The organism is Burkholderia paludis, from assembly GCF_000732615.1.
In the GTDB taxonomy this organism is placed as follows: domain Bacteria; phylum Pseudomonadota; class Gammaproteobacteria; order Burkholderiales; family Burkholderiaceae; genus Burkholderia; species Burkholderia paludis.
In genome coordinates, this window is the sequence record NZ_JPGL01000028.1 from 30,354 (window position 1) to 46,092 (window position 15,739).

10 protein-coding genes are annotated in these 15,739 nt (G+C 67.3%); 5 read left to right on the top strand and 5 right to left on the bottom strand.

Annotated features, from left to right (window positions below):
* The first annotated feature begins 94 nt into the window (after positions 1-94).
* The 4 genes from GQ56_RS0118720 (at position 95) to GQ56_RS0118735 (ending at position 5,394) form a co-directional block, all read left to right on the top strand.
* A complete protein-coding gene (locus tag GQ56_RS0118720; RefSeq protein ID WP_031400106.1) occupies positions 95-1,864 on the top strand; it encodes an ABC transporter ATP-binding protein/permease in 1,770 nt (589 codons plus the stop codon).
* Positions 1,861-2,637, top strand: coding sequence for an SDR family NAD(P)-dependent oxidoreductase (locus GQ56_RS0118725; protein ID WP_031400107.1), 777 nt, complete (start codon positions 1,861-1,863; stop codon positions 2,635-2,637). Before GQ56_RS0118720 ends, GQ56_RS0118725 begins: the two co-directional genes overlap by 4 nt.
* A gap of 134 nt (positions 2,638-2,771) precedes the next feature.
* A complete protein-coding gene (locus tag GQ56_RS0118730) occupies positions 2,772-4,034 on the top strand; it encodes an MFS transporter (RefSeq protein ID WP_031400108.1) in 1,263 nt (420 codons plus the stop codon).
* A gap of 25 nt (positions 4,035-4,059) precedes the next feature.
* Positions 4,060-5,394, top strand: coding sequence for a D-amino acid dehydrogenase (locus GQ56_RS0118735; RefSeq protein WP_031400109.1), 1,335 nt, complete (start codon positions 4,060-4,062; stop codon positions 5,392-5,394).
* 82 nt (positions 5,395-5,476) lie between these two features.
* On the opposite strand, the gene thpR is transcribed toward GQ56_RS0118735, so the two are convergent.
* Positions 5,477-6,043 (bottom strand): RNA 2',3'-cyclic phosphodiesterase, encoded by a 567-nt coding sequence (gene thpR / locus GQ56_RS0118740; protein WP_031400110.1) that lies wholly within the window; start codon positions 6,041-6,043, stop codon positions 5,477-5,479.
* Positions 6,040-7,530 carry an alanine/glycine:cation symporter family protein gene (locus GQ56_RS0118745; RefSeq protein WP_031400111.1) on the bottom strand — a complete coding sequence of 497 codons (1,491 nt, stop codon included), beginning with the start codon at positions 7,528-7,530 and terminating at the stop codon, positions 6,040-6,042. The genes thpR and GQ56_RS0118745 overlap by 4 nt, the downstream gene beginning before the upstream one ends.
* 313 nt (positions 7,531-7,843) lie before the next feature.
* Between GQ56_RS0118745 and GQ56_RS0118750 the strand changes: the two genes are divergently transcribed.
* Positions 7,844-8,260, top strand: coding sequence for a hypothetical protein (locus GQ56_RS0118750; protein WP_235212711.1), 417 nt, complete (start codon positions 7,844-7,846; stop codon positions 8,258-8,260).
* Between the two features lie 85 nt (positions 8,261-8,345).
* On the opposite strand, the gene GQ56_RS0118755 is transcribed toward GQ56_RS0118750, so the two are convergent.
* The 3 genes from GQ56_RS0118755 to GQ56_RS0118765 all read right to left on the bottom strand — a co-directional run bounded on the left by GQ56_RS0118755 (position 8,346) and on the right by GQ56_RS0118765 (position 15,603).
* Entirely contained in the window at positions 8,346-9,812 is a 1,467-nt protein-coding gene (locus GQ56_RS0118755; protein ID WP_031400113.1) for a glutamate synthase subunit beta, read from the bottom strand.
* A gap of 85 nt (positions 9,813-9,897) precedes the next feature.
* Positions 9,898-14,601 (bottom strand): glutamate synthase-related protein, encoded by a 4,704-nt coding sequence (locus tag GQ56_RS0118760; RefSeq protein ID WP_031400114.1) that lies wholly within the window; start codon positions 14,599-14,601, stop codon positions 9,898-9,900.
* Positions 14,602-14,889: 288 nt separating this feature from the next.
* Positions 14,890-15,603, bottom strand: a complete 714-nt coding sequence (locus GQ56_RS0118765) for a transposase (RefSeq protein WP_006477151.1) — start codon at positions 15,601-15,603, stop codon at positions 14,890-14,892.
* Positions 15,604-15,739: the final 136 nt, after the last annotated feature.

Genomic DNA, 15,739 nt, shown 5'->3' on the forward strand with positions numbered 1-15,739 from the left:
CCCGCCGTCAGTCGGCGCCGCGTCCCGGCATGCCGTATCGCGGCGCGCGCCCGGCTTCGCCCGGCCCGCGCGCCGGCTACTCATCAGGAAGCACATGACCCAATCGATCGATCCCGTCCGCTCCGCCTCCGACGCGCCGCAGGACGAGCGCCCGATATCCGCGTGGAGCCTCATCAAGCCCTACTGGATATCGTCCGAATGGAAAATCGCGTGGGGCCTGATGGTCGCGATCATCGCGATCAACCTCTGCGTGGTCTGGATCAACGTCCGGCTGAACAAGTGGAACGCGGAGTTCTACAACGCGCTGCAGTCGAAGGACGTCCACGACTTCCCGAACCTGCTGATGCAGTTCTCGGCGCTCGCATTCGCCTTCATCATCCTCGCCGTGTACGGCCGCTACCTGCGGCAGATGCTCGGCTTCCGCTGGCGCCAGTGGCTCACCGACCGCTTCCTCGGCCAGTGGCTCGGCGATCGCGCGTTCTACCGGATCGAGCGCGACCGGCTCGCCGACAACCCCGACCAGCGGATCACCGACGATCTCCAGTCGTTCGCGACGACCACGCTCGCGCTGTCGCTCGACCTGCTGTCGACGGTCGTCACGCTCGTGTCGTTCATCACGATCCTGTGGTCGCTCGCCGGCGCGCTGACGTTCACGCTCGGCGCGACGCCGATCTCGATTCCGGGCTACATGGTATGGGCGGCCGCGCTGTACGCGGTGGTCGGCTCGCTGATCATCCAGAAGGTCGGCCATCCGCTCGTGTCGATCAACTACCAGCAGCAGCGCGTCGAGGCCGATTTCCGCTTCGGGCTGATCCGCGTGCGCGAAAACGCCGAGCAGATCGCGTTCTACGACGGCGAGAAAACCGAGACCGGCAACGCGCAAAACCTCTTCATGCGCATCCGCGACAACTGGTGGCGCGTGATGAAGTACACGAAACGGCTCACGTTCGTGCTGAGCTTCTACGGGCAGATCGCGATCATCTTCCCGCTCGTCGTCGCCGCGCCGCGCTACTTCGCCGGTGCGTTCTCGTTCGGCGTGCTGATGCAGATCTCGTCCGCGTTCGGCACCGTCAGCGATTCGTTCTCGTGGTTCATCAACAGCTACTCGACCCTCGTGGAATGGCGCGCCACCGTCAACCGTCTGCGCGAATTCAAGCGCGTGATGGGCACGTCGCACCTGAGGGAAAGCCTGTCGCCCGCGACCGAGCACGGCGGCATCAACCTGCACTACGTCGACGCCGCGAAGCTGTCGACGTCGTCGCTGAAGCTCGCGCTGCCGAACGGCAACGCGCTCGCGAACATCGGCAGCGTCACGATCGAGCCCGGCTCGCGCTGGCTCGTGATCGGCAAATCGGGTTCCGGCAAGAGCACGTTCATGCGCGCGCTCGCGGGCCTGTGGCCGTTCGGCGACGGCGCGATCGACGCGCCAGTCGGCGCGCGGATGATGTTCGTGCCGCAGACGAGCTACCTGCCGATCGGCACGCTGAAGGCCGCGCTCACCTACCCGGCGACGCCCGACGCATTCAGCGACGAAGCCTGCCGCGACGCACTGCGCGCGTGCCGCCTCGAGGATTACGTCGAGCGCCTCGACGAGTCCGCCCACTGGACCCGCGTGCTGTCGCCGGGCGAGCAGCAGCGTCTTGCCGGCGCGCGCGTGCTGCTGCACAAGCCCGACTTCCTGTTCCTCGACGAAGCCACCAGCGCGCTCGACGCCGACAACGAAGCCCGCCTCTACCACCTGTTCGCCGAGCGGCTGCCCAGGGCCGCGATCGTCAGCATCGCGCACCGCGAATCGCTGGCCGCGTTCCACGGCGGCACGATCAACGTCGAACGCATCAACGACGACGACAAGGTCGCCGCGTGAGCGCACGCGCCGCGCCCCCCGTGCGGATCGCGCTGATCACCGGCGCCGGCTCGGGGATCGGCGCGGCGCTCGCGCGACGGCTCGCGGCGCCCGGCGTCGCGCTTGCGCTGCATGCGCGCGGCGCGGACGATGCCGCACGGGCCCGGCTCGCCGAAGTCGAGCGCGCGTGCACGGCGGCCGGCGCGGCATGCATCGCGCTTACCGGCGATCTCGCCGAGCCGGGCGTCGCCGCCTCGCTCGTCGACGCCGCCGCCGCCCGCTTCGGCGGGCTCGATCATCTCGTCGCCAACGCGGGCTTCGCCGCACGGCAGACCTTTTCCAGCCTTGCCGCCGACACGCTCGCGTCCGCGTTCGCGGCCATGCCCGGCGCGTTTTCCGCGCTCGCGGGCCGTGCGCGGCCGCTGCTCGAAGCGTCGGTCGCGCCGCGGATCGTCGCGGTCAGCTCGTTCGTCGCGCACCGCTATCGCGCCGATGCGCCGTTCGCGGCCACCGCCGCCGCAAAGGCCGCGCTCGAGTCGCTCGTGCGCTCCGCGGCCGCCGAATTCGCCGGGCACGGCATCACCGTCAACGCGGTCGCACCGGGTTTCACGCGCAAGGACCACGGGCCGAGCGCCGGCAACGCCGCCGCGTGGGCGCAGGCCGAACAGGCGACGCCGCTCGGCCGGATCGCCGAGCCCGACGACGTCGCCGCGCTGATCGCGTTCCTGCTGTCGGACGCCGCGCGGCAGATCACCGGTCAGATCGTCCACGTCGACGGCGGCCTGACGCTCTGACGCGGCGCCGCCCGCCCCCGCTCCTCATATTCCCGGGCGAATCCGCATCGGCTTTTTGGCCAGCGGCCTCGCGACCGTAAAATGACTGCCGCACGGCGGCGCGCCAGGGGACGAGACAAGAGGGGGCAGCAAGCATGCAGGCATTCCAGTGGTTCACCGAATTGTCGACGCGCGAGCGCCGGACGCTGTTTGCCGGATTCGGCGGCTACGCGGTCGATGCGTTCGACTTCATGATCTACTCGTTCCTGATTCCGACGCTGATCGCCGCCTGGGGCATGACGAAGAGCGAGGCCGGGATGATCGCGACGAGCTCGCTGATCTCGTCCGCCATCGGCGGCTGGGTCGCCGGGATCCTCGCCGACCGCTACGGCCGCGTGCGCGTGCTGCAGTGGACGATCGCGACGTTCGCGCTATTCACCTGCCTGTCCGGCTTCACGCATTCGTTCTGGCAGCTCCTCGCGACGCGCACGCTGCAGGGGTTCGGCTTCGGCGGCGAATGGTCGGTCGTGACGATCATGATGGCCGAGACGATCCGCTCGCCCGAGCATCGCGCGAAGGCCGTCGGCACCGTGCAGAGCAGCTGGTCGTTCGGCTGGGCCGCGGCCGCGATCCTGTACTGGGCGTTCTTCGCGCTGCTGCCCGAGCAGGTCGCGTGGCGCGCATGCTTCTGGATCGGCATCGCACCCGCGCTGTGGATCCTCTACATCCGCCGCAACGTGACGGACCCCGACATCTACACGGCCACCCGCCGCGCGCGCGACGAAGGCCGCGTATCGGGCCACTTCCTCGAGATCTTCTCGCCGCCGCACCTGCGCGCGACGCTGTTCGGCAGCGCGCTGTGCACCGGGATGCTCGGCGGCTACTACGCGATCACGACGTGGCTGCCCACCTACCTCAAGACCGTCCGGCACCTGTCGGTGTTCAATACCAGCAGCTATCTCGTCGTGCTGATCGTCGGCTCGTTCGTCGGCTACGTGGTCGGCGCGATCCTGTCCGACCGGCTCGGCCGCCGTGCATCGTTCATCCTGTTCGCGATCGGCTCGTTCTCGCTCGGCATGACGTACACGATGCTCCCGATCACCGATACCGCGATGCTGCTGCTCGGCTTCCCGCTCGGCATCGTCGTGCAGGGGATCTTCGCGGGCGTAGGCGCCTATCTGTCCGAACTGTATCCGGGCCCGATCCGCGGTTCGGGCCAGGGCTTCTGCTACAACCTCGGCCGCGGGCTCGGCTCGTTCTTCCCGATCCTCGTGGGCTCGCTGTCGCAATCGATGTCGCTCGTGAAGGCGATCGGCCTCGTCGCGGGGGGCGGCTACCTGCTCGTGATCGTCGCCGCGCTCGTGCTGCCGGAAACGCGCGGCAAGTCGCTCGCCGACGCGCCGGCCGTCGCGTCGTGAACGCCCGCGTCGCTCCGGACACCGCATGCACGTGATCGTTCTCGGCGCCGGCGTGATCGGCGTCACCACCGCCTGGCATCTGCGCGAAGCAGGCTGCGACGTTACCGTGATCGAACGCGAGGCCGACGTCGCACAGGCGACGAGCTTCGGCAACGCGGGCGTGATCGCGCCCGGCTACGTGACGCCGTGGGCCGCGCCCGGGATGCCCGGCAAGATCCTCAAGTACCTGTTCAGGCCCGCTTCGCCGCTGATCTTCCGGCCGACGCTCGACGCCGCGCAGTGGCGCTGGATCGCGCGCTGGCTGCGCGAATGCGAATTCGAGCGGTTCCGCGTGAACAAGCAGCGGATGCAGCGCATCGCGTATTACAGCCGCGCGTGCCTGCACGCGTTTCGCGACCGGCATCCGTTCGACTACGGCGCGAGCCGCGGCTACCTGCAACTGCTGCGCGGCGCGTTCGACGTCGAGATGGCGCAGCCCGCGCTGAACGTGCTGCGCGACGCCGGCATCGCGTTCCGTGAACTCGACGCGGCCGGCTGCGCGGCGGTCGAACCGGGCTTGGGCTGGGCGCGGCAGGCGCCCGTCGGCGGCATCTACCTGCCCGACGACGAAGCCGGCGATTGCGCACGCTTTACACGGGAACTGCGGACGCTGTGCGAAGCGAACGGCGTGACGTTCCGCTTTCGCACTGAAGTGCAGGCGCTCGATGTTGCAGCAGGCCAGGTGCGCGGCATGAGGATCGTCGGTAACGACGACGAGGATGGCGATACGCTGGGTCGGGCCCGTCCGGATCCGCGCGCATCGAGCGCCGAAGGCAAGCAACGCGACACGCGGCTCGTCGCCGACGCGATCGTCGTTGCGCTCGGCGTCGACAGTGCCGGCCTGTTGCGGCCGCACGGCATCGACGTGCCGCTGTATCCGGTGAAGGGTTACTCGGCGACGCTCACGGTCGTCGACGACGAAAAGGCGCCGCGCGCCGCACTGATGGACGAATCGCTGAAGACGGCGATCACGCGATTCGGCCCGACGCTGCGCGTCGCGGGTACGGCGGAACTCGGCAACCGCCACGCGACGCTGCGCCGGCAGGCGCTCGACACGCTGATGAAGGTGCTCGACGACTGGTTCCCGCATGCGGCCGATCGCGCGTCGGCGCGCTTCTGGGCCGGCCGCCGGCCGATGACGCCCGACGGGCCGCCGCTGCTCGGCGCGAGCGGGATCGACGGGCTCTGGCTCAACGTCGGCCACGGCTCGACAGGCTGGGCGATGTCGATGGGTTCGGGCAAGGTGCTGGCGGATCTCGTCACGGGGCGCACGCCGGAAATCGACCTGTCGGGCCTCACGCTCACACGCTACGGCCGGTAGGCCGTACGCCGCCAACGCCGTCTGCGACGTGCCGGCGCGATACGCGCGGCGCCCGGCCATCGCGATGCGGCGCGCGCGCCGCTCACCGCGCCGCCGGGTCGTCCGCCGGGCCGATCGGCGCCGACACGATCGGCCGATGCGACACACCCTCTTGCGACAGCCGGCTTTCAAACAGCGTCAGCGCTTCGATGCGTACCGCGACCGGTCGCCCGGTCGCACCGCCGTGCGCGGGCTGGCCGACCGCGTCGCACGGCAGCCGCGCGAGCGTCACGTGCGGCCGGAACGGCCGCCGGTCGGCCGGTACGCCGAGTTCGTCCAGCAGCGCTCCCAGCTCGACGTTCAGCGCCACGCATGCGGGTTCGGCCGCGAGCTCCGCGACGATCAGCCTCGCGCGCGGCAGGCTCGGCCACCACGCAATCCGCTCGACCGGCAGCACCGGCAGCGCGTAGGCAGCCGCAAGCGCGGGCAGGCGCGCGGCCAGCGCATCGCAACGATCCCGCTCGATCGCGCCGATGAATGCGAGCGTCATATGCAACTGCGCGGGCGGCGTGCGCCGCGCCCCGCGGGTGACCGGCAACGCGTGCAGCGCGTCGCGCGAGGCCGCATCGGGCATCAGCGCGACGAACGCACGGAGCCGGTCGCCGTTCACGACTCGCGCGCCGCGGCGCGCGGCACGCCCGCCGCGTCGCCCGAAACCGGGCGCTGCGGCAGCGGGCCGTGCTCGCCCCACACGTCGGCCGGCAGCACGCGCGCGAGTTCCGGGATCGTATTGCGCGTGAACACCGGATCGGCGACGCCGGCCGCGCGCTGGCGGCGATAGTCGGCCCACGCGGCGTGCGCATACTTGCCGAGCGCGAGGATCGCGATCAGGTTGATGATCGCCATCAGCCCCATGCTCGTATCGGCCATCGCCCACACGAGCGGCAGTTGCCCGACGCTGCCGAACATCACCATGCCGAGCACCGCGATCCGGAACAGCGGCAGCACGCCGCGCCGCTTCGTGATGAATTCGACGTTGCCTTCCGCATACGCGTAGTTGCCGATCACCGACGAAAACGCGAGGAAGAAGATCGCAACGGCCATGTAGATGCCGCCCCAGTCGCCGACGTGGCTCGAGATCGCGCGCTGCGTGAGCGCCGCGCCTTCCATGCCCGTGCCGATTTCGTACTGGCCCGACAGCAGGATCACGAATGCGGTCGCGCTGCAGATCACGATCGTGTCGACGAACACGCCGAGCATCTGGATCAGCCCCTGCGTGACGGGGTGCCGCGTGCTGGCCGTCGCGGCCGCGTTCGGCGCACTGCCCATCCCAGCCTCGTTCGAGAACAGCCCGCGCTTCACGCCGATCGCGATCGCCTGGCTGACCGCATAGCCGGTCAGGCCGCCCGCCGCCTGCTCGAAGCCGAACGCGCTCTTCACGATCAGCGCGATCACGCCCGGCACCAGCGTGATGTGCGTCGCGACCGCGTAGACCGCCAGCGCGAGATAGCCGATCGCCATCAGCGGCACGATCACCTGCGCGACCGTCGCGATGCGGCGGATTCCGCCGAAGATGATCGGTGCGGAAAGCAGCACGAGGCCGAGACCGACCGTCTCGCGGCTCCAGCCGAACGACGTATGGAATGCGTCGGCGATCGCGTTGGACTGCACCGCGTTGAACACGAAGCCGAACGCGAGGATCAGCGACAGCGAGAACAGCACGCCGAAGCCGCGCGAACGCAGCCCCGTCTGGATGTAGTACGCAGGGCCGCCGCGAAAGCTGCCGTCCGGATGGGACACCTTGAAGATCTGTGCGAGCGTTGCCTCGACGAACGCGGACGACATCCCGACCAGCGCGGTCATCCACATCCAGAAGATCGCGCCCGGCCCGCCGACCGTCAGCGCGACCGCGACGCCGGCGATGTTGCCGGTGCCGACGCGGCTCGCGAGCCCGGTCGCGAACGCCTGGAACGACGAGATGCTGCCCGGCTCGCCCTTGCTGCCGACCAGTTTCATGCTGAGGAACAGCGCCTTCAACTGGATCATCCGGAACCGCAACGTGAACCACGCGCCGACGCCAAGCAGCAGCGCGATCAGCACGTAGTTCCACAACACGCCGTTGACGGCGTCGATCAGCCCTTGCACGAATGCTTCCATCCGGTTTCCTTGTAAATAGGGTCAGTCACATGCGGCCACCGCGAATGCGGCCCGAGGGGCGACATGATATGACAGTTTTCAAGGATTATTACAAAACGAAAGAAATAGAGATGCTGAAAAATCGCACCCGAATGACATCAGGTTAGACGACGCTTCGCGAAAATGCGGGACACCGGCGCGACGACACGATCTCGTCGCCCGCAGGTTCGCATCCGCTCGGCGGGACAATCCGGACGTCGAAATGACTTCGGATGCCGCTCGCCCGAGACCGGACCGGACACGGCCCGGACTACCCGAACAGGACACGAGCGGAATGCAGTTTCGCCAACCAGAGACGCATCAGCACGTGCCCATGATCCCGACCCTCGCTCGCTACGCCATCCGTGCCGCACTGATCCTCGTCACGGCGGCCGCCGCGCTCTTCCTGCTGCTGCTTGCCGCGATCGTGATTGCCCGATACGAACCCGACAGCGGCTACTGCCCCGACGCGCCAATCGCGGAGCTTGAAGCGAAAATCCTCGCGTTCGCCAGGGAGCAACGCATGGAGCTGAATGGCGCCGAATTCGTCGGCATACCGCGCTACCGCGCCGACAAGCACGGCTGGTGGGCATTCGATCTGAAGTCGCACGACGAAAACTACGTCGCAACGATCGATTGCGACGGCCGCATCACCGGCTTCGGGACGATCCGGAAACTGTCGTTCGATCCGCCGCCACGGTCGGCGCAATGACCTCGCCCGCCCGGCCAGCCATAAAAAAAACCGGGCGCCCTTTCGGACGCCCGGTTCTCATCGAAACCCGCTCGCGGTATTCAGCTCAGCGCGGCAGGTTCGAATGCCCCATCAGGTACGCATCGACCGAGCGTGCGCACTGGCGGCCTTCGCGGATCGCCCACACCACCAGCGACTGGCCGCGGCGCATGTCGCCCGCCGCGAACACCTTGTCGACCGACGTGTAGTACGAGCGATCGCCTTCGGTCGCCGCACGCGCGTTGCCGCGCGCGTCCTTCGCGACGCCGAACGCCTCGAGCACCGGCGCGGCCGGCTGCGTGAAGCCCATCGCGAGCAGGACGAGATCGGCCTTCAGTTCGAACTCGGAGTCCGGCACTTCCTGCATCTTGCCGTCCTTCCACTCGACGCGTGCGGCGATCAGCTTCTCGACCTTGCCGTTCTTGCCTTCGAGGCGCTTCGTCGCGACCGCCCAGTCGCGCTCGCAGCCTTCCTCGTGCGACGACGACGTGCGCAGCTTGATCGGCCAGTACGGCCACACGAGCGGCTTGTTTTCCTCTTCCGGCGGCTGCGGCAGCAGTTCGAACTGCGTGACCTGCTTCGCGCCGTGGCGGTTCGACGTGCCGACGCAGTCCGAACCCGTATCGCCGCCGCCGATCACGATCACGTGCTTGCCCTTCGCGAGCAGCTGGTCGACGAGCTTGTCGCCCGCGTTCACGCGGTTCTGCTGCGGCAGGAAGTCCATCGCGTAGTGCACGCCCGCGAGTTCGCGGCCCGGCACCGGCAGGTCGCGCGGCGTTTCCGAACCGCCCGCGATCACGACCGCGTCGAACTCCTCCTTCAGCGTGTCCGGCGAGATGGTTTCCTTCGCGAGGCTGCCGATCGACTCGGGCAGCGGCTCCTTGCCGATGAACACGCTGGTGCGGAACGTCACGCCTTCCGCTTCCATCTGGCGCATGCGGCGGTCGATCAGCCACTTCTCGAGCTTGAAGTCGGGAATCCCGTAACGCAGCAGGCCGCCGACGCGGTCGTTCTTCTCGAACACCGTCACGTCGTGGCCCGCGCGCGCGAGCTGCTGCGCGGCGGCGAGGCCCGCGGGGCCCGAACCGACGACCGCGACCTTCTTGCCCGTCTTGTGCTCGGCCGGCAGCGGCTTTACCCAGCCTTCCGCCCAGGCCTTGTCGATGATCGCGTGCTCGATCGACTTGATGCCGACCGGATCGTCGTTGATCCCGAGCGTGCACGCCGCTTCGCACGGCGCCGGGCAGATGCGGCCCGTGAATTCCGGGAAGTTGTTGGTCGAATGCAGGACTTCGATCGCCTGCTGCCAGTCCTGGCGGTAAACGAGATCGTTGAAATCCGGGATGATGTTGTTGACCGGGCAGCCGTTGTTGCAGAACGGGATGCCGCAATCCATGCAGCGCGCGCCCTGGACCTTCGCGTCCGCGTCGGCCAGTGCCGCGACGAATTCCTTGTAGTGCTTCACGCGCGTGAGCGGTGCTTCGTACGCCTCGTGGCGGCGTTCGAACTCCAGAAAACCGGTTGCCTTGCCCATAAGGTGCTCTTCTGTTCGGTGTATCGGGTGGGGGAGCCGCGCACGGCCGTCAGGCGTGCGCGGCATTCGCTATGTCGTTCGTCGCTCAGGCGGCCAGCACTTCCTTCGCCGCCTTCTTCGCACCGATCTCGCCCAGCGCGCGCTTGTATTCGTGCGGGAACACCTTCACGAACTGGCGGCGCGCCGCATCCCAGTTTTCCAGCAGCGACTTCGCGCGCGGCGAACCCGTGAACTGGAAATGACGCTCGACGAGCCCCTTGAGCAGCGCTTCGTCCGTCGTGCCTGCGTGCCAGAGCGCGCGGTCGACCGTACGCTCCTGCTCGGCCTGCTGCAGCACCGGATCGAGCGCGACCATCGACTTGTTGCACTTCGCCGCGAACGTGCCGTCCGGGTCGTAGATATACGCGACGCCGCCCGACATGCCGGCCGCGAAGTTGCGCCCCGTCTCGCCGAGCACGACGACCGTGCCGCCCGTCATGTATTCGCAACCGTGATCGCCCGTGCCTTCGACGACCGCCGTCGCACCCGAGTTGCGCACGCAGAAGCGCTCGCCCGCGACGCCGCGGAAGAACGATTCGCCTTCGATCGCGCCGTACATCACCGTGTTGCCGCAGATGATGTTTTCCTCGGACTTGCCGCGGAAGTCGTTGGTCGGGCGGATGATGATCCGGCCGCCCGACAGGCCCTTGCCGACGTAGTCGTTGCCGTCGCCGACGAGGTCGAGCGTCACGCCCTTCGCGAGGAACGCGCCGAAGCTCTGGCCCGCCGTGCCCTTCAGCTGGATGTGCACCGCGTCGTCGGCCAGGCCGTCGTGGCCGTGCTTCTTCGCGATCACGCCCGACAGCATCGCGCCGACCGTGCGGTTCACGTTCCGCACCGGCTGGATGAACGACACGTGCTCGCCGCTCTCGATCGAGGCCTTCGCCTTCTCGATCAGCACGTGGTCGAGCGCGCGCTCGAGGCCGTGATCCTGCACGTCGACGTGACGCGGCGCGACCTCCTCGCACTCTTCCGGCTGGTAGAACACGCGCGAGAAGTCGAGGCCCTTCGCCTTCCAGTGCTCGATGCCCTTGCGCGTATCGAGCAGATCGGCGCGGCCGATCAGGTCCTCGAACTTCGAGACGCCGAGCTGGGCCATGATCTCGCGCACTTCCTCGGCGACGAAGAAGAAGTAGTTCACGACGTGCTCGGGCTGTCCCTTGAACTTCGCGCGCAGCACCGGATCCTGCGTCGCGACGCCGACCGGGCAGGTGTTCAGGTGGCACTTGCGCATCATGATGCAGCCCTCGACGACGAGCGGCGCCGTCGCGAAACCGAATTCGTCCGCGCCGAGCAGCGCGCCGATCACGACGTCGCGGCCCGTCTTCATCTGGCCGTCGGCCTGCACGCGGATGCGGCCGCGCAGGCGGTTCAGCACCAGCGTCTGCTGCGTTTCGGCGAGGCCCAGTTCCCACGGCGTGCCTGCGTGCTTGACCGACGACAGCGGCGAGGCGCCCGTGCCGCCGTCATGGCCGGCGATCACGACGTGATCGGCCTTCGCCTTCGCGACACCGGCCGCGACCGTGCCGACGCCCACTTCCGACACGAGCTTCACCGAGATGCTCGCGCTCGGGTTCACGTTCTTCAGGTCGTGGATCAGCTGCGCCAGATCCTCGATCGAGTAGATGTCGTGGTGCGGCGGCGGCGAGATCAGGCCGACCCCCGGCACCGAATAACGCAGCTTGCCGATGTACTCGGACACCTTGTGACCCGGCAGCTGGCCGCCTTCACCCGGCTTCGCGCCCTGCGCCATCTTGATCTGGATCTGGTCGGCCGACGCGAGGTACTCGGCGGTGACGCCGAAGCGGCCCGACGCGACCTGCTTGATCTTCGAGCGCAGCGAATCGCCGTCCTTCAGCGCGATGTCGCTGACGATCTCGTCGCCGATCACCGACTTCAGCGTCTCGCCCGACTTGATCGGAATGCCGCGCAGTTCGTTGCGGTAGCGCTTCTCGTCCTCGCCGCCTTCGCCGGTGTTCGACTTGCCGCCGATCCGGTTCATCGCGATCGCGAGCGTCGCATGCGCTTCGGTGCTGATCGAACCGAGCGACATCGCGCCGGTCGCAAAGCGCTTGACGATGTCCTTCGCCGATTCGACGTCGTCGATCGGAATCGCCCTGGTCGGCTCGACCTTGAACTCGAACAGGCCGCGGAACGTCATGTGACGCTTGGTCTGGTCGTTGATCAGGTGCGCGTATTCCTTGTACGTCTGGTACGAGTTGCTGCGCGTCGCGTGCTGCAGCTTCGCGATCGAATCCGGCGTCCACATGTGGTCTTCGCCACGCACGCGGTACGCGTACTCGCCGCCCGCGTCGAGCATGTCGCGCAGGACCGGGTTGTCGCCGAACGCGTCGCGGTGCAGGCGAATCGCCTCTTCCGCGACTTCGAACAGGCCGATGCCGCCGACCTTCGACGCGGTGCCCTTGAAGTACTTCTCGACGAGGTCGCTCGACAGGCCGAGCGCTTCGAAGATCTGCGCGCCCGTGTACGACATGTACGTCGAGATGCCCATCTTCGACATCACCTTCTGCAGGCCCTTGCCGACCGCCTTCGTGAAGTTGTAGACGGCCTTCTCCGGCGACAGGTCGCCCGGCAGGCCCTCGGCCATCTTCGCGAGCGTTTCCATCGCGAGGTACGGGTGCACGGCTTCGGCGCCATAGCCCGCGAGCAGCGCGAAATGGTGCGTTTCACGCGCGGAGCCGGTCTCGACGACCAGGCCCGTGCTCGTGCGCAGCCCTTGCTGGACGAGGTGCGTGTGGATCGCCGACGTGGCGAGCAGCGCCGGAATCGCGACGTGCTCGGCGTCCGTCTTGCGGTCCGACACGATCAGCATGTTGAAGCCCGACTTCACCGCGTCGACGGCTTCCGCGCACAGCGACGCGAGACGCGCCTCGATGCCTTCCTTGCCCCAGGCGACCGGGTAGCAGATGTTCAGTTCGTACGCGCTGAACTTGCCGCCCGTGTACTGGTCGATCGCGCGGATCTTCGCGATGTCCTTGAAGTCGAGCACCGGCTGCGACACTTCGAGACGCATCGGCGGGTTGATGTTGTTCGTGTCGAGCAGGTTCGGCTTCGGCCCGATGAACGACACGAGCGACATGACCATGTTCTCGCGGATCGGGTCGATCGGCGGGTTCGTGACCTGCGCGAACAGCTGCTTGAAGTAGTGATAGAGCGTCTTGTTCTTGTTCGACATCACCGCGAGCGGCGAGTCGTTGCCCATCGAGCCGACGGCTTCCTCACCCTGCTGCGCCATCGGCGCCATCAGGAACTTCAGATCTTCCTGCGTATAGCCGAACGCCTGCTGGCGGTCGAGCAGCGCGGCGCCCTGCGTGCGGCCGGCCGCGACTTCCTCGGCCTTCGGCTCGATCTCGTCCAGCTTGATGCGCACCGCGTCGATCCAGCTCTTGTACGGCTTCGCGTTCGCGAGGTTGTCCTTCAGTTCCTTGTCGTCGATGATGCGGCCGTGCTCCATGTCGATCAGGAACATCTTGCCCGGCTGCAGGCGCCACTTCTTGACGATCTTCGATTCGGGGATCAGCAGCGTGCCGGCTTCCGACGCCATGATGACGAGGTCGTCGTCGGTCACGATGTAGCGCGCCGGACGCAGGCCGTTACGGTCGAGCGTCGCGCCGATCTGGCGGCCGTCGGTGAACGCGATCGCGGCCGGGCCGTCCCACGGCTCCATCATCGCGGCGTGGTATTCGTAGAACGCGCGGCGGTTCTCGTCCATCAGCGTGTGCTGTTCCCACGCTTCCGGGATCATCATCATCACCGCGTGCACGAGCGGGTAGCCGGCCATCACCAGCAGTTCGAGACAGTTGTCGAACGATGCGGTGTCCGACTGACCCGGATAGATCAGCGGCCACAGCTTCGGCAGGTCGTCGGCGAGCACGTGCGACGCGATCGCGCCGGTACGCGCGTTCAGCCAGTTCACGTTGCCCTTCACGGTGTTGATCTCGCCGTTGTGCGCGATCATCCGGTACGGGTGAGCCAGTTCCCACGCCGGGAACGTGTTGGTCGAGAATCGCTGGTGCACGAGCGCCAGCGCCGACACGACGCGCGTGTCCTGCAGGTCGCGGTAATACACGCCGACCTGGCCCGCGAGCAGCAGCCCCTTGTAGACGATCGTACGCGCCGACATCGACGGCACGAAGTATTCCTTGCCGTGCTTGAGCTTCAGCGCCTGGATGCGGTGGCTCGCCGTCTTGCGGATCACGTACAGCTTCCGCTCGAGCGCGTCGGTCACCATGATGTCCTTGCCGCGGCCGATGAAGATCTGGCGGATCAGCGGCTCGCTCGCCTTCACGGTCGGCGAAATCGGCATCGCATGGTCGACCGGCACGTCGCGCCAGCCGAGCACGACCTGGCCTTCGGCCTTCACCGTCCGCTCGAGCTCCTGCTCGCACGCGAGGCGCGACGCATTTTCCTTCGGCAGGAAGATCATCCCGACCCCATATTCGCCGGCGGGCGGCAGCATCACGCCCTGCTTCGCCATTTCCTCGCGATAGAACGCGTCCGGAATCTGGATCAGGATGCCCGCGCCGTCGCCCATCAGCGGATCGGCGCCGACCGCGCCACGGTGATCGAGGTTCTCGAGGATCTTCAGACCCTGCTGAATGATCTCGTGGCTCTTCTTGCCCTTGATGTGAGCGACGAAGCCGACGCCGCAGGCGTCGTGTTCGTTTTGCGGGTCATACAGACCTTGTGCGGCGGGCACCGCGGCGAGCGGCTGCTGATGGTCGTTCATGGGGACACCGTCGTAAAGGGGGCCTGGAGGCCGTTGAACCATTTTCTTGTTGCCGTCGATCCCGCTCCCGACGGGAAACGGCGCGGCCGACAGTGGTCGGGCATGCTTCGCCCGGGCCACCGGAATTCGGAATATACGCGACGAATCAAAGGAATAGCAACAAAAACCGCTTGATTGATCCCCAATTAAACGGATGCATCGATCTGGTGCCGTTTTATTGGGGCCGCATCATTTTGGTGCAAAAAGAAGCGGCGCCCGCAGCGCCGCCTCCTGTACCGCCGTCCCGTGTTACTGCTGGATCGGCGGCGTGTTTTCACGCACCTTTCTGGGGCGTCCGCGCGGCAGCGGCGACACGCGCCGGTTCGCGGTGCGCGCCGCCCATTCGCGGTAGTTCTCGCCGCCGAGCACCCAGCCCTTGAGCGTCGCCTGCTGCAGCTGGTCCGCCTGCCGCTCGTCGAGCGGCTGCTCGCACAGCTCCTTGTACGCGCGCTGGCGGTCGAACGGCGTATTGCCGAGCGCCCAGTAGAGCGGATGGTCGGTAATCAGGCTGTCGACGGTGAGCCCGACGTGATGCCGGTAGCTCGACCAGCGATAGGCCTCGGGCGTCGCCACGAGCTGCGCGCGCACCGGGCTCATCTCGACCACCCGGCTCGCGAGCAGGAAATAGCGCTCGCCTTCGATCACGGTCGCGCGATAGCGGCCTTCCCACAGGGTGCCGCGCCGCGAATAGCGTCGGTTGAAATGCGCGACATAGCGGCGGCCGACGGCCTGCATCGCCTTCGGCAGGCTCGCTTCGTCGCTCGGCGTGACGAGCAGTTGCACCTGGCGCGGCAGCAGCACGTAGGCGTGTACCGACAGGTGGTGATCGCGTGCGGCGGCCTTCAGGCAATCGATGAAGAGTTCGTAGTCCTGGTCGTCGACGAACGCGGGTTGCTGATCCAGGCCGCGCAGTATCACGTGCTGCGGCTGGTCGGGAACGTAGAGTCGTGCTAACCGTGCCATGCTGAATGTCCGTTTGAACGCGTTAGGAAATACCCGGAGGTCCGAAAATGCGCACCTGCGTAGAATGCCTGTCCTGGCAAGGCGCGGAAGCGTACGGTCGTACTAATCCTAGGGTGAAAACTCTAACTTACGAGCT